Source organism: Microcystis sp. M083S1, assembly GCF_020246405.1.
Lineage (GTDB): Bacteria > Cyanobacteriota > Cyanobacteriia > Cyanobacteriales > Microcystaceae > Microcystis > Microcystis aeruginosa_C.
Map to the genome: position 1 here is coordinate 1 of NZ_JADBTB010000107.1, position 19,974 is coordinate 19,974.

General features: G+C 42.5%; 24 protein-coding genes. 20 read left to right on the plus strand and 4 right to left on the minus strand.

Annotated elements, in window-relative coordinates:
* Positions 1–281 precede the first annotated feature (281 nt).
* Complete coding sequence (locus IM450_RS10835) at positions 282–467, plus strand: anacyclamide/piricyclamide family prenylated cyclic peptide (RefSeq protein ID WP_287667681.1); 186 nt, start codon at positions 282–284, stop codon at positions 465–467.
* A 33-nt stretch (positions 468–500) separates the two neighbouring features.
* Here IM450_RS10835 and IM450_RS10840 read toward each other — a convergent pair whose 3' ends face one another.
* Positions 501–638, minus strand: coding sequence for a hypothetical protein (locus IM450_RS10840; protein ID WP_287667684.1), 138 nt, complete (start codon positions 636–638; stop codon positions 501–503).
* A 120-nt stretch (positions 639–758) separates the two neighbouring features.
* Here IM450_RS10840 and IM450_RS10845 point away from each other — a divergent pair, with 120 nt between their 5' ends.
* From IM450_RS10845 to IM450_RS10905, 13 genes are all read left to right on the plus strand, one after another.
* Entirely contained in the window at positions 759–1,043 is a 285-nt protein-coding gene (locus IM450_RS10845; protein ID WP_002797461.1) for a ribbon-helix-helix domain-containing protein, read from the plus strand.
* Entirely contained in the window at positions 1,043–1,390 is a 348-nt protein-coding gene (locus tag IM450_RS10850) for a type II toxin-antitoxin system RelE/ParE family toxin (RefSeq protein ID WP_287667689.1), read from the plus strand. Before IM450_RS10845 ends, IM450_RS10850 begins: the two co-directional genes overlap by 1 nt.
* A gap of 137 nt (positions 1,391–1,527) precedes the next feature.
* Positions 1,528–1,674 carry an anacyclamide/piricyclamide family prenylated cyclic peptide gene (locus tag IM450_RS10855; protein WP_002802533.1) on the plus strand — a complete coding sequence of 49 codons (147 nt, stop codon included), beginning with the start codon at positions 1,528–1,530 and terminating at the stop codon, positions 1,672–1,674.
* Between the two features lie 216 nt (positions 1,675–1,890).
* On the plus strand, positions 1,891–2,040 hold the full coding sequence (locus IM450_RS10860) for an anacyclamide/piricyclamide family prenylated cyclic peptide (RefSeq protein ID WP_287667691.1): 150 nt from the start codon (positions 1,891–1,893) through the stop codon (positions 2,038–2,040).
* Between the two features lie 318 nt (positions 2,041–2,358).
* The gene (locus tag IM450_RS10865; protein WP_287667693.1) at positions 2,359–2,751 is read left to right on the plus strand and encodes a hypothetical protein; all 393 of its coding nucleotides are present in this window, start codon (positions 2,359–2,361) and stop codon (positions 2,749–2,751) included.
* Positions 2,748–3,191, plus strand: a complete 444-nt coding sequence (locus IM450_RS10870) for an HNH endonuclease (RefSeq protein ID WP_287667695.1) — start codon at positions 2,748–2,750, stop codon at positions 3,189–3,191. The genes IM450_RS10865 and IM450_RS10870 overlap by 4 nt, the downstream gene beginning before the upstream one ends.
* Before the next feature lie 33 nt (positions 3,192–3,224).
* Positions 3,225–4,145 carry a LynF/TruF/PatF family peptide O-prenyltransferase gene (locus tag IM450_RS10875; protein WP_002802539.1) on the plus strand — a complete coding sequence of 307 codons (921 nt, stop codon included), beginning with the start codon at positions 3,225–3,227 and terminating at the stop codon, positions 4,143–4,145.
* Positions 4,146–4,218: 73 nt separating this feature from the next.
* A complete protein-coding gene (locus IM450_RS10880; RefSeq protein WP_149977548.1) occupies positions 4,219–4,887 on the plus strand; it encodes a Uma2 family endonuclease in 669 nt (222 codons plus the stop codon).
* A gap of 42 nt (positions 4,888–4,929) precedes the next feature.
* Positions 4,930–5,376 carry a DUF29 domain-containing protein gene (locus IM450_RS10885; RefSeq protein WP_002802545.1) on the plus strand — a complete coding sequence of 149 codons (447 nt, stop codon included), beginning with the start codon at positions 4,930–4,932 and terminating at the stop codon, positions 5,374–5,376.
* A 35-nt stretch (positions 5,377–5,411) separates the two neighbouring features.
* Positions 5,412–5,981 carry a Uma2 family endonuclease gene (locus IM450_RS10890; protein WP_287667698.1) on the plus strand — a complete coding sequence of 190 codons (570 nt, stop codon included), beginning with the start codon at positions 5,412–5,414 and terminating at the stop codon, positions 5,979–5,981.
* A gap of 31 nt (positions 5,982–6,012) precedes the next feature.
* The gene (locus IM450_RS10895; protein WP_287667700.1) at positions 6,013–7,956 is read left to right on the plus strand and encodes a S8 family peptidase; all 1,944 of its coding nucleotides are present in this window, start codon (positions 6,013–6,015) and stop codon (positions 7,954–7,956) included.
* A gap of 80 nt (positions 7,957–8,036) precedes the next feature.
* On the plus strand, positions 8,037–8,294 hold the full coding sequence (locus IM450_RS10900; protein ID WP_002753002.1) for a cyanobactin biosynthesis system PatB/AcyB/McaB family protein: 258 nt from the start codon (positions 8,037–8,039) through the stop codon (positions 8,292–8,294).
* 46 nt (positions 8,295–8,340) lie between these two features.
* On the plus strand, positions 8,341–8,568 hold the full coding sequence (locus IM450_RS10905) for a cyanobactin biosynthesis PatC/TenC/TruC family protein (protein ID WP_052278192.1): 228 nt from the start codon (positions 8,341–8,343) through the stop codon (positions 8,566–8,568).
* 10 nt (positions 8,569–8,578) lie between these two features.
* On the opposite strand, the gene IM450_RS10910 is transcribed toward IM450_RS10905, so the two are convergent.
* Complete coding sequence (locus IM450_RS10910) at positions 8,579–9,370, minus strand: Uma2 family endonuclease (RefSeq protein ID WP_287667703.1); 792 nt, start codon at positions 9,368–9,370, stop codon at positions 8,579–8,581.
* A 68-nt stretch (positions 9,371–9,438) separates the two neighbouring features.
* Here IM450_RS10910 and IM450_RS22495 point away from each other — a divergent pair, with 68 nt between their 5' ends.
* The 5 genes from IM450_RS22495 to IM450_RS10940 all read left to right on the plus strand — a co-directional run bounded on the left by IM450_RS22495 (position 9,439) and on the right by IM450_RS10940 (position 15,311).
* On the plus strand, positions 9,439–12,309 hold the full coding sequence (locus IM450_RS22495; protein WP_353737000.1) for a PatA/PatG family cyanobactin maturation protease: 2,871 nt from the start codon (positions 9,439–9,441) through the stop codon (positions 12,307–12,309).
* A gap of 291 nt (positions 12,310–12,600) precedes the next feature.
* Positions 12,601–13,626: an aldo/keto reductase gene (locus IM450_RS10925; protein ID WP_002802558.1), complete on the plus strand. Its 1,026-nt coding sequence runs from the start codon at positions 12,601–12,603 to the stop codon at positions 13,624–13,626.
* Complete coding sequence (locus IM450_RS10930) at positions 13,623–14,030, plus strand: gamma-glutamylcyclotransferase family protein (protein ID WP_287667705.1); 408 nt, start codon at positions 13,623–13,625, stop codon at positions 14,028–14,030. The genes IM450_RS10925 and IM450_RS10930 overlap by 4 nt, the downstream gene beginning before the upstream one ends.
* 59 nt (positions 14,031–14,089) lie before the next feature.
* Complete coding sequence (gene psb35 / locus IM450_RS10935; RefSeq protein ID WP_002802560.1) at positions 14,090–14,290, plus strand: photosystem II assembly protein Psb35; 201 nt, start codon at positions 14,090–14,092, stop codon at positions 14,288–14,290.
* A gap of 238 nt (positions 14,291–14,528) precedes the next feature.
* The gene (locus tag IM450_RS10940) at positions 14,529–15,311 is read left to right on the plus strand and encodes an endonuclease/exonuclease/phosphatase family protein (RefSeq protein ID WP_287667706.1); all 783 of its coding nucleotides are present in this window, start codon (positions 14,529–14,531) and stop codon (positions 15,309–15,311) included.
* Positions 15,312–15,634: 323 nt separating this feature from the next.
* On the opposite strand, the gene pyrR is transcribed toward IM450_RS10940, so the two are convergent.
* A complete protein-coding gene (gene pyrR / locus IM450_RS10945; protein WP_287667707.1) occupies positions 15,635–16,168 on the minus strand; it encodes a bifunctional pyr operon transcriptional regulator/uracil phosphoribosyltransferase PyrR in 534 nt (177 codons plus the stop codon).
* A 143-nt stretch (positions 16,169–16,311) separates the two neighbouring features.
* On the opposite strand from pyrR, the gene IM450_RS10950 reads away from it, so the two are divergent.
* Positions 16,312–17,709: an amidase gene (locus tag IM450_RS10950; protein WP_287667708.1), complete on the plus strand. Its 1,398-nt coding sequence runs from the start codon at positions 16,312–16,314 to the stop codon at positions 17,707–17,709.
* 334 nt (positions 17,710–18,043) lie between these two features.
* On the opposite strand, the gene IM450_RS10955 is transcribed toward IM450_RS10950, so the two are convergent.
* Positions 18,044–19,918 (minus strand): ABC transporter ATP-binding protein, encoded by a 1,875-nt coding sequence (locus IM450_RS10955; RefSeq protein ID WP_287667710.1) that lies wholly within the window; start codon positions 19,916–19,918, stop codon positions 18,044–18,046.
* Positions 19,919–19,974: the final 56 nt, after the last annotated feature.

The following is a 19,974-nucleotide window of genomic DNA, read 5'->3' on the forward strand; positions in this document are numbered from 1 at the left end:
GCTCTCTTGGATTTGGTGGGTAAAGTGTATTCTAAGATACATTCCTCCTAGCGAGGGGGTGGAACGAACCACAAAGACACAAAGGACACAAAGATTGATCGATCCGATGTAAGTTAAACTTATCACACAGAACCTAGAAGAGCCGGGGTTTTCTTCGGGAAATTTAAGCTGATCAGATCTAAACTTCACAAAACTTCACGGAAACTTCACGGAAAACTATTGACGAGAAGATGTCAAGGCCGCTTAATTAAATTAATTAACATCATTGGAGGATTTACCCCATGAAAACCAAAAAACTGACACCCCGCAATGCTGCTCCTGTGCAACGGAAAAATACCGCTACCGTCTCTCGCGATGGTAATGCGATCATTCAACTTGATTGGGGAACTTTTTGTGTGCAAGAGGATGGGGAGGGAAATTGTCAAGAGTGGTACGAACTGCCGTTTGCGGGAGACGACGCAGAGTAATCTGCCCGATTCTAGCACGAACCTCAAATCAGGTCAAAAGTCTTTTTCTCCTTGCCAAGGCGCACGGTTGCTTCCTTGTAATTGACGGTGAAGAAGCAAGGGGTCAGGGGAGAGAGGGAGCAGGGGAGTACAGGTTTTTGCTCTTCTCGGTTCCCCTTTTCCTTGAGTCACGGGTGCTAGAAGACTTAGATTCAGGGAGATAAACCCGAAAATCTGTTAAAAATATAAGATGCTAAAAAGTCTGCGCTATAATACTCGATTAGGATGATATAAAGGTAATCAGGAGAAGCGATGAACACTATCCAACTGACACCAGAAATAGAAGATTTGATTGCTCAACAAATTAAAACAGGAAAATATCAAGATGATTTAGCCGTTATTCAAGAGGGATTGCGTTTATTGGCAGAAAGAGACAGAATTTACCGAGGAAGATTTGAAGAATTGAAACGGGAAGTTATGATTGGCGTTGAGGAATTAAGACGACAGGAAGGAATTAATGCCGAAGAGGTTTTTTCAGAATTAGAAGAGGATTTACAACAAATAGAGGCTAAGGGTTTCCCGATGAGTCAGAAATAATGTCAAAGATTATTTTCTCACCCTCAGCTAGATTGGATTTAAAGCAAGTTAATAGTTACTTGGCTGGGAAAAATCCGCAAGCTGCTAGAATTTTAAAAGAAAAAATCCAACAGGCTTGTAAAAAATTAGCTAAATTCCCCAATCTGGGACGTAGGCGCGATGAGTTAATCCCTAGATTACGAAGTTTTCCTGTAGAAGATTATCTAATCTTTTATTTCCCTCTTGAAAACGGAATTGAAATCGCAAGAGTAGTTAGTGGATATAGAGATTTAGATGCTATGTTTGATCTTGATCAAGAAAGCGATCGCATCAATCTAAGGGTGTCATTCTTCCCTGCTCCCCAGTAGCATCGGCTGGGGGTTTCTTCGGGAAATTTAAGCTGATCTAAGCTTAACAAAAACTCAACAAAACTTCACCGAAAAACTCTTGACTCGGAGAAAAAGAACTGGTATAACTTGACTTAAAATTATGGAGAATTTACCCCATGAAAACCAAAAAACTGACCCCTCGTAACGCTGCTCCTGTCCAACGGGAAAATACCGCTACCGTCTCTCGTGATGGCAATGCGATCGCTCCCCACTTTGAATTTTTGGGATTAAGGTTGCCTTTTGCGGGAGACGACGCAGAGTAGTCCCCTTGATTCTAGCACGAACCTCAAATCAGGTCAAAAGTCTTTTTCTCCTTGCCAAGGCGCACGGTTAGCCTCAAGGAATTGACGTACAATCCTAGTTAATTCGCGGGTTCTGTGGTACGGAGAAGTAACAAAACTTTACCGAAAAACTCTTGACTCGGGGAAAAAGAACTGGTACACAATAAAATTAAGTAAAAATTATGGAGGATACACCCCATGAAAAGCAAAAAACTGACCCCTCGTAACGCTGCTCCTGTCCAACGGGAAAATACCGCTACCGTCTCTCGTGATGGTAATGCGATCGCCCCACTCACTAGAGGTTGCTCCTTTTGTCCTTTTCCTTTTGCGGGCGACGACGCAGAGTAGTCCCCCCGATTCTAGCACGAACCTCAAAAAATGTCAAAAGTCTTTTTCTGCTTGCCAGGGCGCACGGTTTGCCTCAATGAATTGACGTACAACCCTAGTTAATTCAGGGCTTTCGGATACCTGGCACGGGGTTTGAACAAGACGAGACTTAGATTTTTTGGGGTTGGTGGTAGAGCCTTTTTCTGATAGATGAACCCCAGCCAACAGCTTACTCCCCCAGTGGCATCGGGTTGGGGTCTTCTTCTCCTTGGGTTTGTACCTTTGACAGAATTAGATGAGCTATGATTAAAGTAAGATTTACTTATTCATACATCACAAATGACTCAAATTACTATTAATTTACCAGTCAGTTTACTTGAATCAGCCCAATGTTTAGGAAAGGCTACAGAACGAGAGTTATCAGAGGTTTTAATTGATACCTTAGAAATCATTTTGCCTACCTTTAATAATCTCTCAGCTGTGGGCAATCATCTTGAAGTTTCCCATCTTTTAGATTGCGAACTTATTGAATTAGCTGATTCAAAAATGGATGCTGTTCAAAATCAACGCTTGGGAGAGTTACAAGCTAAGGGAAAAAATACGGGCTTAACCGAAGCCGAAGGCTATGAATTATTAGTTTTAATCTCAATTTACCAAATGGGACAATTAAGAAAGTCAATAGCCTTAGCTGAAGCCGTTAAACGAGGTTTGAGAGAGCCTTTAATACCATGAGTTTTCTCACAGAAACCTTACGCCAAAAAGTTAGACAACGGGCAGGAAATCGTTGTGAATATTGCCTAAGTCACCAGGATTATATTATGGGGAGATTACAAATTGATCATATCCAACCTTTAGCTAAAGGAGGTGTTAATACAGAAGATAATTTATGTTTAGCTTGTGAATTATGTAATCAATATAAATGGACTCAAACTGAAGCTATTGATCCCAAATCTGAGGTGTTGGTTTCCTTATTTAATCCTCGCCTTCAAAAATGGCAAGAACATTTTACTTGGACTCAAGAAGGAACGGAAATTATGGGAGTAACGGCTTGTGGTCGAGCAACAATTGTAGCTTTAAGATTAAATAGTAATCTGGCTGTTATTGTGCGTAAAAATTGGGTTAAAGCTGGTTGGCATCCACCTAATTTGCAGACGGAATCTCACCTTACCTAAAATATTCCTTTAACAATCTAAAAACTGGCCATTATGATAGTTGCTGACATTCAAAAAAGCTCCCTCAAAGAGCAAAGGCTACAATTTATTCGTAACCATCAACAAGCTTTCGATGTTGAGCCGATTTATCCTTTGCGGCTGTTTGAAGATTTCGTGATGGGGGTTGAGGGCGATTGTACTATTGAAGCCTCTTGTAAGATAGAATTAGACAAGTTAATCGCATCCAGGTTTCTATTCTGTTTTAAAGATCCGGAGCAGCATTGGCCTAGCTACTTGTCTCAAGGGTTATCTTTCTTTAAACAAGTTGAAAATCGGGTTGGTGTTCAGTTTGACTACTCCTTGTTACAGGCTTTTCTCGGTACAGACTTTGACTTTAGCCATGTAACAACATTTACCACAGGGATTGATCTACGACGAGAATCACTAACAGAATCTAGCGTCAAAATTCATTTCAGAATTGAAGACTATATCGCAAAAGTGCAAACTGCAATTATTTTGAGCGGCTATGAAGTAGGGTTTTTAGAAGACTTTCCCAAACAATTTCTGGCTCGGTATATTCCCCAAATTGGCTTTGACTTTTATTTTGATGGGCGTTGTGAAATTGAGCTTTATTTTGAAGTCAAAGAAAATAATTTTGACGATCCCAACGTCAAGAAGTATCTTTGGAGTAAGATGCCCCCCGTAGCATTAGCCCCTCTGAAAGATACTGATGTATTTCACCTTGGACTATCCAAAGCTAATACTAATCCAGTGTTTTACTACCAGCTTAAAAAGTACAAAGGTGATTTATTAAATCACTTTAGACTTAATGATACCGCCATGCGAGTTGATAGCTTTTATCGAAACCAAGAAACGGATTATGGTGGTTGGGTAGGCGTTGCTTTAGAGGAACTCGAAAAAACAAGAATTGAAAATATCAGGCTTTACTATCATAAATATTTTGGAATGGAGTAAACTTTATGTTAACCACAAAACTTCCCTGATATCAAGATACTCAAAAAGATAAAACTGCTAATGGAGACAATCAATGATAGCAACTACAACAATTTCTCCTCAATTAACCATTCCACGCCTTGAAAATGGGGATAAGCTTACTCGTCGTGAATTCGAGCGTAGATATAAGGCTATGCCAAATCTAAAAAAAGCAGAACTCATTGAAAGAATTGTTTATATTATGGCTTCTCCCCTAAGAATTACGAATCATGGTGAACCTCATGCTGATATTATAGGTTGGCTAAGTGTGTATAAAGCCTTTACTCCCAATCTGCAATTAGGTGATAATTGTACGGTTCGTCTTGATACTGACAATGAACCTCAACCCGATGCACTATTAAGAATTAAAAATGGTGGACAATCAACGATTAGTGAGGATGGTTATGTCGAAGGTGCGCCAGAGTTAATCGTTGAAATTGCAGCGAGTACAGTCTCCCTTGACTTACATCAAAAACTTAATGTTTATCGCCGTAACCAAGTGCAAGAATATCTAGTCTGGCGAGTTGAAGATGGAGAATTTGATTGGTTTAGATTAACAAATGAAGAATATATTAAACTTGAACCGAACTCAGAAGGGATAATTTGTTCCCAGATCTTCCCTGGATTATGGTTAGATAGGGATGCCTTATTAGCCGGTGACTTAGCCAAGGTTTTAGAGGTTTTGCAATTAGGAATAGCTACGCTCAAACATCAATCTAGTTAGGGTAATCTAAATTCAACAAAATCAAGACGGAGATAATCAATTATGCTAGGTGTTCATCAATTAAAACAACTCTACGAGCTTGATGACTCTCAATGGCTAGGAGAAACCATTAGCTTGCTTAGAAATCATCAATTTCAACAGCTAGACTTAGAACATTTAATCGAGGAATTAGAGGATTTGGGCAAAGAAAAGAAAAATGCAGTAGCCAGTCTTTTAGAACAGGTTATCCGCCATTTATTATTACTGCAATACTGGACAAAAGAAACAGAATATAATACAATTAATTGGCAGGAAGAAATCTATAATTTTCGGACTCAATTAAGGCGAAAAATGACGGCTAATCTCCGTAATTATTTAGAAGAAGAATTAAACTATATTTATGAAGATGCGTTAGGTTTCGTCAAAATCAAAACAGCGAATACTGTGATTTTTCCCTCTCAATGTCCTTACTCACTAGAACAATTACTAGATCGCGATTGGTTGCCATAAAAATTAATTAAACAACAAAAAGAGATGAAGAAATTATGTTAATCACAAAACCCCGCTTTCAAACCTTTGCCGAATATCTACAATATGAGGATAATTCAGAGGAATCTTATGAATTATTTAACGGAGAATTGGTAGAAATGCCACCAGAATCAGGACTTAACTTTCAAATTGCTAATCGTCTTTTTCTAGTCTTTGCTTTGATGCTAGGAACAGATAGAGTCAGAGGACATGGTTTAGAATTAGAAGTGAGAGGCGAACCGAAAAACCGTTATCCTGACCTAACCATTATTCGAGAAGAACATATTCAATTACTCTCCCAGAGAAATACGATTCTTCTTTCCATGGCACCCCCCTTATTAGTCATTGAAGTGGTTAGTCCGGGGGAAATCCAAAGAGAGAGAGATTACATCGCCAAAAGAAGCCAATATCAAGATTGTGGGATTCCTGAATACTGGATAGTTGATCCTCAAACTCAAACTCTTTTAGTCTTAGAATTAAGAGAAAATGCTTACACACAGGTTGGTAATTTTAGCAATGATGACCTAGTAAAATCTGCCAGATTCAAAGAATTAAACTTAAAGGTTTGTGATGTATTTAATTATTAATTTTATCGGTTAAACCAAGAATTAAAAAAAGATGAACGTCTTAACTATTCCGGGATTAAAAGAACTACAAAAACAAACCAAAGGCGCAGCAGAAATAACCGTCGCCATTCTCGATGGTGTAGTTGATACCGACCATCCCTGCTTTAATGGGGCAGACCTAACCCGTTTACCCACCCTCGTCCAGCATCAAGCCACCGCCGGGCAAATGTCCACCCACGGAACCCATATTGCCAGCCTCATCTTTGGACAACCTAAAACAGAAATAGAAGGAATTGCCCCCCAGTGTCGAGGCCTACTCGTCCCCGTCTTCTCCGACGATAACCGTAAACTCTCCCAACTCGATTTAGCGAGGGCGATTGAACAAGCCGCCGAAAATGGGGCAAAGGTGATTAATATTAGCGGCGGGGCCCTCACTGATATGGGAGAAGCCGAAGACTGGCTAATTCGTGCCGTCGAGATGTGTAACGAGAGAAATATTCTTCTCGTTGCCGCTGCCGGCAATGATGGCTGTGAATGCCTCCAAGTTCCAGCGGCCCTTCCCGCCGTCCTAGCGGTGGGTGCTGTTGATGCTAGAGGGCATCCCCTCGACTTTAGTAATTGGGGGGAAACCTACCAAAGCCAAGGCATCCTTGCTCCTGGAGAAAACATCTTAGGGGCAAAACCAGGGGGCGGGACTGTGCAACTGAGTGGGACCAGCTTCGCCGCGCCCATTGTGGCCGGAGTAGCCGCCTTATTACTCAGCTTGCAGGTGCAGCGGGGAGAAACCCCCAATCCTCACGCAGTCCGGGAGGCAATCCTAAAAAGCGCCCTCCCCTGCCAATATGCAGACAGTGAAAATGAACCGAAATGTTTAGCCGGATTGTTGAACATTTCTGGGGCAATTAAACAACTAACAGGAGAAACCATGTCCGAATCTGTGGAAACCCAAGCAACAGTAGAAGCATCAGGCTGTGGCTGCGGTGGTACGCCCGAAACCCCTGAGGCTGAACGCCAAAAACTCGAACTGAGTGCCGCAACTAGCGCACCGGTAATTCCCGTCGCCCAAATTCCCAATCCTGTCATCACCTCTCAAGGAGTATCCATGCCCGAAACTACCAATAAACCCGTCACCCCTAGCCAAGCTGCTGAACCTGCTGGTGGCATCGTCTATGCCATTGGCACCTTGGGCTATGACTTCGGCTCCGAAGCCCGTCGGGACACATTTAAACAACTGATGCCGACAGCGGTAATTGGTGGTATTGAAGTTCCCTCTAATCCCTACGATGCCCGTCAAATTGTGGATTACTTAGCTGACAACCTCTCGGAAGCTAAATCCTTAATTTGGACTCTGAACCTGGAACTTACCCCAGTTTACGCCATTGAACCTCTTGGCTCTTTTTCCCGCGAAGTTTATGCGGCTTTACAGGAACTTCTTTCGGGACAAGTACAAGCAGAAGACAGCCCCGAATATATCCAGCGGGTCAGTATTCCGGGAAGGATTACTGGGCGAACAGTACGCCTGTTTTCGGGACAAGTTGTTCCCGTCATTGAACCGGATAGCCCTCGGGGAATTTATGGTTGGCACGTTAACACTTTAGTCAGTGCGGCAATCGAAGCCGTTGGTGCAGAACAAACAGAAGCCCAAGAAAGCCAAATGCGCCGCACTTTGAGTAGTTTCCTTAATCGCATCTACTACGATTTACGCAATTTAGGGCAAACTTCCCAAGACCGCGCCCTCAATTTTGCCGCGACCAATGCTTTCCAAGCAGCGCAAACCTTCTCTGAGGCTGTGGGTGCGGGGATGGAACTCGACAGTATTAACGTTTCTAAGAGTCCTTTCTGTCGGCTGGATAGCGATTGCTGGGACGTACAGTTAAAATTCTTCGACCCGGAAAATAGCCGTCGCGCTCGTAAAGTATTCCGGTTTACAATAGATGTGAGTGACTTAATTCCCGTCACCTTGGGCGAAGTTCGTTCCTGGTCTTCTCCTAATTAGTCCTCTCCCCTGCGCTGACTTCTGACTTCAAGTACAGGCGAAGCATTCGGATAGGAAATCTAAGGTTTCAGCGATAGGTTATGCCCGAATGCTTCGCCCCTACCCCCATTATTTACCCCAAAACAACCGTGAGACTTCCCAAACAATCTGCTCCCGTCAAACGACCCCATTTTATTCATCCCCATGAATGCGTCGATATTGTTCATGGAGATGGCGAAGACTTGGTATCTATCTTAGTTAAGTTAGTTCATGGAGCTAACTACAATGATCCGGCTCAGTTTCAATACCCTCACTATGGCTATCTGAAAATGTCCTCTTTTGGCGGTTTTCGTTATTAGTATCGACTTCTAAAACCTAGTAAAAAACACTGGAGGAAATCAAACAATGGCTAGTAAACCTAAAGGTGCGCCAGAATCAACACCCGCTGCTGCGAATGTTGACCAACCAACCACGGAAAAACCCAAGATTGAGCAACCAGAAACAACTCAACCTAAAGCTAAATACGTTCCCGCCACTGGTTTAGAAGATTACGGACGCTGGAAAACCATGTTCAAAGATCGCAAGGCGAATCCCAATGATCCGCCGTTTCGTCGGGGTCGAATTTGGTGTTAAACACTTTCCATTAATCTTCAGGTTCTATCCCCAAGGCCCTTAACTGTTCCGCTAGGCGATCGGCTCGTTGTCGTTCCTGTTCGGCTCGTTGTCGTTCCTGTTGAGTAGATTCCTGGGAAGTTAACAACAAGTTACCTTCCCCATCCCACCAGCGAAGCCAGGGAAAGGATTGATTTTGGTATTCCCCCTGCCAAATTCCTAACTCTACCTTTAAAGGAACAATGGGATAATGACCGCGCTGATTAGGAGTCATTTTTTGGTAACGACCATTAACTAACTGGTACATCTCGATCTGGGCCTTGTTAACTTCATAAATTCCATAAAAAGGAATTTGAATCGCTCGCTCATAGATCCAAAATTTACCCTTAACAGGCGTTTTATCCCGTTCTTCTTCACCATTACCTGAGACAAATTCTAAGGCAATGACCGGTTCAATGGTTTCTTTCCACATCACAAAAGAACGCCGGACTTGACCATCAATAGTCGTGGGGACATGGGGAACATAAAACCAATCGGGAGCAACAGCACCTTTTTCTAGGGATTCTGGATGCTCTGGCAATCGCCAATAAATCCCACAATCTCGACCCAGACAGTAATTACCGTCAGGATGTAATTGCTCCAAAAGGGGTGTAATAGTATCCGTTAAAAGGTCTGCTTGGGGAGGCTCTTGATAGTTTTTCACAAAACTTCCATCTTTATCGGGGAGTTGGGTGTGGTCGGGTAAAGGGGAAGAGCAATACACCGTTGCAGAAGTTTCCTGAATTGTGGTTGAGGATTGTACCGTTGGGGTCATTGAACTCATCTTTAATTCCCCTATTTATTGTTATCTAGCTTTTATTCTATAACTGTTCTTGAAAACCTGCAAAAACTATGCCTGATCTCAATGCTATCCCCGGAATCACCGCTCTTCGCTCCCATACCCAAGGCGATCCACGCATTAAAATCGCCGTTCTTGATGGACCGATTGACTTAGATCGCGCCTGTTTTCAAGGAGCAAATATTACCCGCCTTGATCCCTATTGGTCGGAAGAATCTCCCATCGATCCGCAATACTTACAAGCCTTTTTAGATGTAGAAAAAAGTGGCAAAAGTGAAGAAGAAAAAGAGGATTTGTTCAAAGAAGCTATCCCCGATGAAAACATCCGCGAAAGTTTGCATTTGCGCTTCCATGCTAACCATATTATCAGCACCATTTGCGGCCAGCCAGATTCACCTGTAGAAGGGATTGCTCCTAACGCTACTGTAATTAATATTCCCATCGCCTATAGCAACGAAGATTTTATTAACCCTCTCAATCTTTCCCGAGCAATTAGTACCGCTATTGAACAGGGAGTTAATATTATCCATTGTGCCGCTTGTCACCCAACTCAAAGCGGATTAGCTCACGAATTTATTGATAAAGCGATTCGTCAGGCTCAAGCTAATAATATCCTGGTGATTGCCCCTGGAGGTAATGATAAAGGAGAGTGTTGGTGCGTTCCGGCGGTATTAGAAAATGTCCTGACCGTGGGAGCGATGAAAGATACAGGCGAGCCATTTAAATTTAGTAATTTTGGCGGTAAATATGCAACTCAAGGGATTCTCGCTCCAGGAGAGAATATTTTAGGCGCTCAACCCGGAACCGATGACCCCATCCGCAAAAAAGGGACTAGCTGCGCGGCTCCCATTGTGACAGGAACAGCCGCTTTATTGATGAGTTTACAATTAGAACAGGGTTTATCTCCCGATGCAGAAGCAGTAAGAGCCGCCTTGATTAATAGTGCCATCCCCTGCGATCCTAATGAAGTAGAAGAACCAGAACGCTGTTTATTAGGAAAAATCAATATTGCGGGTGCTTACGAATTAATTACCGGACAAAAATTATCAAGCTTACCCAGTTCAATAACAGAAAACGCCATCACCTCACCTATACTCAGTGGCAAATACATTTTAGATCCACAACCTATAGCAACGGGAAGTTTTAAAATCTATAAAGCTGTTGATGCAACTAACCCCGGCGTAAATCTTGCTATTAAGGTATATCAACTAAATCTGGAGGAACAACTAGCAACTGGTAATAAAACTTTTTTCAAATCCTTGAGTAAGGAGATGGCAAATGAAGCCTTAAAGAGAGAAATACAAGCTCTCACAGAGTTAAAACATCCTAGAATTATCAAACTGCTTGATTATGGTGTTGATGAACATACAGATAATGAGTTTTTGGTGCTTGAATGGATGGACTGGAATTTAGAAGATTATCTTCAAGTTTATCCCTATAAAGATTGGCATGACTTTTATATAAATATTGCCTTACCGATTCTTGAAGGTCTGGAATTTTGTCACCGTCATCACTATATCCACAGAGACATTCATCCGACAAATATTCTTATTGACAATCAAAGTAATGTCAAGCTTGCTGATTTTAACGTTTCCACGAAAATTGACAATAACGATAATAGTAATATTACCTTAGTCTCTCTGTTGAAACCTGGGCGAGGTATTTATGTTCCTCCTGAACCGGGTAATGGGCTAAACAGCTATGATAGAGATGTGTTTGCCTTTGGCATTTTAGTGTTAGATTGTTTAACTGATGTTGAATTGTCTAATTATGAAGATGTTTTAGCTGCACTACAAAAACTTGATGCACCACTACCCATTAAAAATTTAATTGCAGCGACAATTGCCCTTGATCCCGAAAAAAGACCGGCTACAGCCAAAGTTCTTTTAAGAGAATTACAAGCAATTGAAAACCTAGAACAGCTTAAAAAGCCCTTAGTCAAGGAATCTGAAATAAAACTCAATTCCCATCTGGTTAGTGGAAACACAAATCTTAATCAAGTATCATCAAATATCGCTGTCACAACTCCTGTTTCTGCAAACTTGATCAATGCTAGTCAAGCAAGCATTACTCCTAGTCAACGGTCAAACCTCGTTTATGTGTTAGGAAATTTAGGTTATGATTTCGGCACAGAAGCGCGTCGGGACACCTTTAAACAATTAATGCCAAGCATCATGATCGATAATCTTGAATTACCATCCAATCCCTACGATGCGCGGCAAATGGTAGATTATTTAGAAAGTAATTTATCAGAAACTAAATCTTTAATTTGGACAGTCAATTTAGAACTAACTCCCATATATGCAATTAAACCCGTGGGAGCTTTTGCCGCCGAGATTTATCAAGTCATGCAATATATGTTAGCAGGCCAAATATTGCCAGAAGCTGACGAAGATTATGTGGAAAGGGTGAGTATCCCCGGTATGCTGACCGAGGAAACCGTGAGACTTTTTTCTGGTCAAATTGTTCCCGTCATCAAGGTTAATAGTCCGCGAGGAATGTATGGCTGGAAAGTTAATACTTTGATTGAATCAGCCATAGAAACTGTTCGCACAGAACATGAAATAGCCGATGAAGCGAGGATGCGGCGTTCTCTAACCAGTTTCTTAAATCGCATTTATTATGACTTACGCAACGTCGGACAAATCGCCCGGGATCGCGCTTTAAATTTTGCGGCTACTAACGCTTTTCAAGCCGTACAAACCTTCTCCCAAGCAGTAGCAATGGGAATGGAATTACACAGTATTGAAGTGGAAAAAAGCCCTTTTTGTCGCTATGGTAGTGAATGTTGGGATGTGAAATTAAAATTCTTTGATCCCGAAAATGGTCTGCGGGCCAAACGAGTTTTTCGCTTTACGATTGATGTCAGCGATCGCACACCTGTAACTTTAGGTAAAGTGCGTTCTTGGGCTGTTTCTAAATAGCCTGAGTCTGCTAAGTAAGTAGTTATAATTAAATTGAAGATAGATTTTGCCTCTGATCCCCCCTGCTCCCCTTAATAAGGGGGGTGCCGATAGGCGGGGGGATCCCTCCTGCCCTACTTGATAAGGGGGGGATCTGACAACTTTTAACACCTACCTACTTAAGTACCTAAGCAAAGAATGATTAATCAATAAGGCCAGGGTTAACTTGTCAAAATTCTACCAAATGTACTTAGCAAAAATGTCGATCAAATTCAATTATAATTAACTTCTTATTCAAAATTTTAGTTAATTATGCGTTACAAACTTTTAGGTAATAGTGGTCTGCGAGTTTCGGAACTATGTCTAGGAACGATGACATTCGGGGAAGATTGGGGTTGGGGGTCGGATAAAGAGGAAAGTCGGGCGGTTTTTCAGGCTTTTGCGGAAGCGGGGGGCAATTTTCTCGATACTGCTAATATCTACACTAACGGAACCAGTGAAACATTAGTGGGGGAATTTGTCAAGGGCGATCGAGAAAAATGGGTAATCGCCACGAAATATTCTCTCAACACCCGCCCCGGCGATGTCAATGCTTGCGGAAATCATCGAAAAAACCTCTTTCAAGCGGTAGAAGCTAGTTTAAAGCGTTTAGGTACTGATTACATCGATTTACTCTGGCTTCATATTTGGGATTCTCTCACTCCTATCGAGGAAGTGATGCGTGCTTTCGATGATTTGGTCAGGATGGGAAAAGTGCTTTATATCGGCATTTCTGACAGTCCTGCTTGGATTGTCTCCCAAGCAAACACCCTGGCCACCCTACGGGGATGGACACCCTTTATCGGACTACAAATAGAATATTCTCTCAAGGAACGCACCCCCGAACGGGAATTATTGCCTATGGCCAAAGCATTAAACATCGGGGTGACAGCTTGGAGTCCCCTGGGAGGAGGAGTTTTAACGGGAAAATATAATCAACCCCACCCCGTCGATGGTCGTTTAAGCATGACCGACCAACCTTTTCAAATTTTTGATCGCGATCTGAAAATTGCCGAGACTGTCCTGGAGATTGCCAGAGAAATCGGGAAATCACCGGCACAAGTGGCGTTAAATTGGCTCAGAAATCGCCCTAACCCCATAATTCCTATCATTGGCGCTCGAAAATTGTCCCAATTGCAGGATAATCTCGCCTGTGTGGACTTTAACCTGACTGGGGAACAGCTGCAACGACTCGATAATATCAGTGCCATTTCCCTCGGTTTTCCCCACGAACTTTTAGCCAGTCAATTTGTTCGCGATATCCTATTAGGAGGAGTAGCTGCACAATTGGATCGATGATGGAAGTTTTTGTTTATGGAACCCTGAAACCCAGGGAGAGTAACTATTCTGCCTACTGTGCAGGAAAAGTGATCAACTCTAGAACCGTCTACACAAGGGGGCATTTATACCATCTTACCGCCCTCGGTTATCCCGGACTGACCGAGGGGGAGGGCTGGGTGAAGGGAATTTTATTGACTTTTAACGCAGATTATGATATTGGGCTTTTGGATGGTTTGGAAGATTATCAACCCGGCAGAGCTGCAGAAGAAAACGAGTATCAGCGTCGCAGAATCCCTATTTATAATCTAGAGCGAGAATTGATCGGCGAAGCCTGGGGATATGTGATGACACCGGCAAAAATAGCTTTTCATGGCGGTGTTTGGCTGCCTTCCGGTTGGTGGACCAGTAGCGATCGAGAATAGGGATGAGGGGGCCGATTCTGTTAAGATATACAAATTAAAAGCTTAATCGTGAAAAAATTATGTATCTACTCCTAGAAGTGGCCAGTGGCAAATTCCCCGTTTATTTCGTGGCAGTTTATGTGGTCGGTTTTCTGGCTGCTGTCACCATCGGTTCGATCGCTTGGTATAATTCTAAACGTCCGGTTGGTTGGGAAGATGCCCAAAGACCGGATATTATCCCCGAAGTGAAGACAGATGTAGATTCTGATTCTCGATCCTAGAAAAAGGCAGTTATCAGTTATCAGCTTCTGAAGGCAAGAGGCAAAAGACAGAATCTGGCAATTCTCCTACCTAAAAAGAAGGTTAGAAACTAAGCACATCAAAGCTTTTAGCTTAACGAATTAGGTTTTAGATTCGGACTTTGTTATCAGATGTGGGTTTTCAGTTCACTGATTACTGATTACTATTTACTGACAGAAATCCCCATTCCCTTCCATCTTCCCTATTCTCGATTTTGCTATGAAACTAACAGCGATGTCCTTTAATATTCGCTACGATAAACCCGATCCCGATGAGCGTAATTGGCGAGTAAGAAGGGAAGCAGTCGCGGCCTTAATTGCTCACTATTCTCCCGATATAATTGGTACTCAGGAAGCTCGCGCTAATCAACTATTGGATCTACACCGTTTATTGCCAAAATACCAAAGTTTAGGCAGCGATCGCAGGGGAACAGGATTAGATGAACATTGTGCGATTTTGTATCAACCAAGTCGGTTAAAATGTTTGGAAATTTACGAATTTTGGTTATCAGAAACTCCCGATGTTATTGGCAGTATTACCGAAGCTTGGGGTAATCCTTATCCCCGCATGGTAACGGGGGCTAAATTTGGCACTCTTGAGGGGCAAACTTTACAGTTTTATAACACCCATCTCGATTACTATAGCGACAAAGCTAAGGACTTAGGTGCGAAGTGCATACAAGAGCGTTTTTGTCAACTAGATTTAACAAAAGATTACCTGTTTTTAACGGGGGATTTTAATGTTAATTCTCAGCAATTACCCCGTCAGATTTTAACTCAACCTCTGCAGCCAGAAATTAAATTAAAGGACGCTTTAGCCGATTTAGAATTAGCGGAACAAATGAGCTTTAATAATTACACCGATACCCCTTATTTAGCCATCGATACCATTTATTATGATAGCCGTTTGCAGTTAGATTGGGCAAAAGTCGATCCTTCCCGTTGGTTGAATCTTATTCCTTCCGATCATTATCCTGTAATTGCTGCTTTTACCTTGCCCTAAAAATAGATTATTTTTGTATTTAGCAAATATATAGAGGGTGAAAGCTTCAGCAGACTTTAGTAATTCAATGGTTAAATTTGTTAAGTTTTCTAAACAGGAAAAAACTTAACAAGTGCTATTTTTGTGGCTATTAAGTAGCTGGTTATAATTAAATTAAAAATGGATTTTAGGTTCGATCCCCCCTGCCCCCCCTGATAAGGTAGGGTTGATTCATGAATCAACCCTACCCTTGATAAGGGGGGTGTCTGATAATTTTTAACGCCTACCTACTTATCGGAGCAATTCTGTTTATTTTCCTCTGGGGATAGTTACCAATCCTCTGTTTATTTGATTAATTCCACCCCATCTTTGCCGTCAATCTCTTGTAGATAAACTTTTACCTGTTCCTCGGCTGCGGTGGGGAGTTTTTTGCCAGTAAAATCCGGGTGAATTGGTAATTCCCGATGACCACGATCAACGAGAACTAATAAGCGGATTTTTTGCGGTCTGCCATACTCAATAATAGCATTAAAAGCGGAGCGGATTGTGCGACCTTTATAGATAACATCATCGACTAAAATCACGGTTTTTCCCGTGACATCTAGGGGCATTTTGGTTTTAGCAGGAGTGCGGGTTTTAATGCGATCGAGATCGTCGCGATAGAAGGTAATATCGATCGCTCCCACGGGAACTTTTACCCCTTCTAAGCTCTCAATTTGACTAGCAATTAAATTAGCTAAAGGCACTCCTCGCGTGTAGATACCGATCAAAATCAAATTATTCAAATCGCCACTTTTTTCGATAACTTCGGAAGCTAAACGGGTAATGGTGCGACGAATTTCGTCAGCCGAGAGAATTTCAATTAACTGTGAGGTCATAATTTTCCAAGACAAGGGGGGATAGGGGATAGGGAAATTTTTACAGCAATGGTCTTTTTTTACTTTTTCCTTTTTTCTTTTAAAACCATCTTCCCACTAACGAATATAATTATTTTCACTTACCTATTTTAACTCGATCGCTCATGAGTGATGAATTATTGCAAAAATCTGCCCTAGAATTAGCCCAACTGATTCGCACTAAACAAATCTCCCCCCTAGAATTAACCCATTTATACCTCGACAGAATCGAGAAATTTGACTGTCAAATCGGTAGTTTTGTCCATGTCGCCGGGGAAAGCGCCCTAGCAACCGCCAGCATCCAAACGGAACAATTAAGTCAAATCGCCGCTACTGCCGAATTACCGCCTTTTTTTGGAGTTCCCACCGCCATTAAAGACTTAAATGCCGTCGCTGGAATGCCCGTTAGTTACGGAGTCGCCGCTTTACAGGGAAATATCGCCCAATACGACGAAGGAATAGTCACCAGAATGAAAATGGCGGGTTTTATCCTTCTGGGCAAAACTGCCACTTCCCAACTAGGTTCCTTTCCCTACACCGAAAATCCGGGTTTTTTGCCGACTCGTAACCCCTTCAACCGCGATTATACCGCAGGAGGTTCCAGTGGCGGTGCGGCGGCGGCGGTAGCGGCGGGTTTCTGCCCGATTGCCCAGGGTTCCGACGGTGGCGGTTCGGTGCGTACTCCGGCGGGTTGTTGCGGTTTGGTGGGGATAAAACCCAGTCGCGGGCGCGTTTCCTATGCCCCGGTGGGGGAATTTCAAAGCGGTATCGCCACTAACGGCACTCTTTCTAAGACGGTGGCAGATGGGGCGGCACTGCTTACCGTGATTTCGGGCTATACGACGGGCGATCCCTACTGGCTACCCGATCCGCCCTTTTCTTTCCTAGAAGCCACTCAGAGAGGCGTAAAACCCCTAAGAATCGCTTTTTCTACTTCCATATCCCCCTTCGGCGAGGCAACTTCCGTCTATAAAAATGCTGTCCTCGCTACGGCTAAAATTTTAGAGGGTATGGGGCATCATTTAACGGAGTATTCTCCCGATTTACAGGCTTTAATCGCTCCTTTTCGGCGTATTTGGCAAGCGGGGACGGCGGCGACGGGAATTCCCAAGGAGTTATTAAGTCCCCTTAACCAATGGTTATTAGACAATTCTGGCAGCGCGGGGGAATACCTGCAAGCGGTGCAGCAGATGCACGTTATTTCGCGGCAAATTGTGGCGATGTTTGATAATTTTGATGTCTTACTTTTGCCCATTTTCCTACATCAACCCCCCGGAATTGGTGAGTGGGAAAATTTACCACCGGAAGCAGCGGTTGATAAGATGATTGCTTGGATTGCCCCTTCCCCGATTGCTAATGCGAGTGGTTTGCCCGCAATTGCTTTACCAACGGGAGTTGATAGTCAGGGTTTACCTGTGGGAATCCAGTTAGTGGGTAAACCTGCTGATGAAATCACTTTGTTAGGTTTATCGGCACAATTAGAGGCAGCTAATCCTTTCGATTTGATGGCTAATTTTAAGTAGGTAGGTGTTAAAAGTTGTCAGACACCCCCCTTATCAAGGGGGATCCCCCCGCCTATCGGCACCCCCCTTATCAAGGGGGATCCCCCCGCCTATCGGCACCCCCCTTATCAAGGGGGGCAGGGGGGATCGAAGCTAAAATCTATTTTTAATTCAATTATAACCAGCTACTTAACTAGCAAGACTTTCGGTAAATTGGGGAGTAGGTAGGTGTTAAAAGTTGTCAGGCACCCCCCTTATCAAGGGGGATCCCCCCGCCTATCGGCACCCCCCTTATCAAGGGGGGCAGGGGGGATCGAAGCTAAAATCCATTTTTAATTCAATTATAACCAGCTACTTAACTAGCAAGACTTTCGGTAAATTGGGGAATAGAAGCGATAAGTTTACGCGTGTAATCACTTTGGGGAGAGTTAATAATTTGGTTAGCTGTACCCATTTCCTCAATTTTACCTTTATTCATCACCATAATCCGATCGCTCATAAATCTGACGACACTTAAATCGTGGGAAATAAAGATATAAGTGAGATTAAATTCCTGCTGTAATTCTTTGAGTAAATTTAAGACTCCCGCTTGTACGGAAACATCTAAAGCAGAGACAGATTCATCACAGATAATAAACTGAGGATTTAAGGCTAAAGCGCGAGCAATACACACCCTTTGTCGTTGTCCTCCCGATAATTGATGGGGATAGCGATCGAACCAAGTAGGATCGAGTTTAACTCGTTCTAATAAATATTCTACTCGTTGCCGTCGCTTTTGGGAATTGCCGCCGGTATGATGAATAACCATCGGTTCTAAAATTGCTTTACCGATGGATAAACGGGGATTCAGGGAGTTGTAGGGATTCTGAAAAACTATCTGTAATTCCCGTCTCAGTAGTCTTAATTTTGGATCGCTGGGGTTTAACTTAGCGAGATTTTCTCCTCGGAAATAGATATTTCCAGAAGTGGCAGGAATTAAGCGCAGAATTGTCCTTGCTAAGGTAGATTTTCCGCAGCCAGACTCACCGACTAAACCGAGGGTTTCCCCCTGTTTAACGGCAAAACTGACCTGATCTACGGCATTAAAAAAGGTCTTTACTTGCCCGAAAACTCCCTTAACTGGAAATCTAACCGATAAATTTTCTACTGATAAAATATTCTCGTGATGTTGTAAACCTGCGATTCTGCTTTCTTCCTCCTGGAGAGTAATAAACTTAACTGCCGGTGGAGTAATTTCCTGTAAGTCAATAATCTTACCTTGAGAGTCTTTTTTCACTTGTAAAAAATCGCTGACAGTGGGTAATTTTTCGGGACGAGAGTTTAAGCGAGGACGACAGGCAAGTAAACCTTTTGTGTAGGGATGTTGGGGATAATTTAATACTTCTTCTTTTGTTCCCTGTTCGACAATTTCTCCTTGATACATCACGACAATTTGATCGGCAATTTCGTTAATAACTCCTAAATCGTGGGAGATAAAAACCATTGACATTTCTCGATCACTTTTACACAAATCGCGTAATAATCTTAATATTTCTGCTTGGACAGTCACATCTAAAGCGGTGGTTGGTTCGTCAGCAATTAATAGGGTAGGATTACAAGAAATCGCCATGGCAATCATTACCCTTTGTAATTGTCCCCCCGATAATTCGTGAGGATAACGCTTGAGAATTGCCTCTTTTTGTTCCTGAATATAAGTTCTAATTTTTTCTCTAACATGACCCTTATTTTCTAAGGAAAAAGTTTCTATATATTTCTCCTCTAACTGTTCATCACTGGGTAATAAGCGCACTTCTTGCAGTAGAGAGATGGCTTGATTTTTTGCCTGTTCGGGTGTGACTTTTTGGTGCAGTAAAATTGCTTCGGTGAGTTGAAACTCGATGTTATAAACTGGATTAAGAGAACTCATTGGTTCTTGGAAAATCATCGCCATTTCTCCCCCGCGATAATAACGCAATTCTTCCGGGGGAATAGATAATAAATCTACTGCTTGCATTGACTGACCTTTTGCCGGACGAAAGCAAATTTCTCCCCCAGTAATTTTTCCCGGAGAGGGAACCAATCCCATGAGTGCAAGGGAGGTGACGGATTTTCCTGAACCCGACTCCCCCACACAACCGAGAACTTGACCTTTCTGCAAGCTAAAACTAATGTTATTAACGGCGACTGTTGTTCTTTTCTGATTGGAAAATTCAACGGTGAGATTATGAACGTCGAGAATTTTGTTATCCATAGGTCTTTAAACAGAAAGACAGATTCGATTTACTTATTAAATATAGCTTTTTCTGT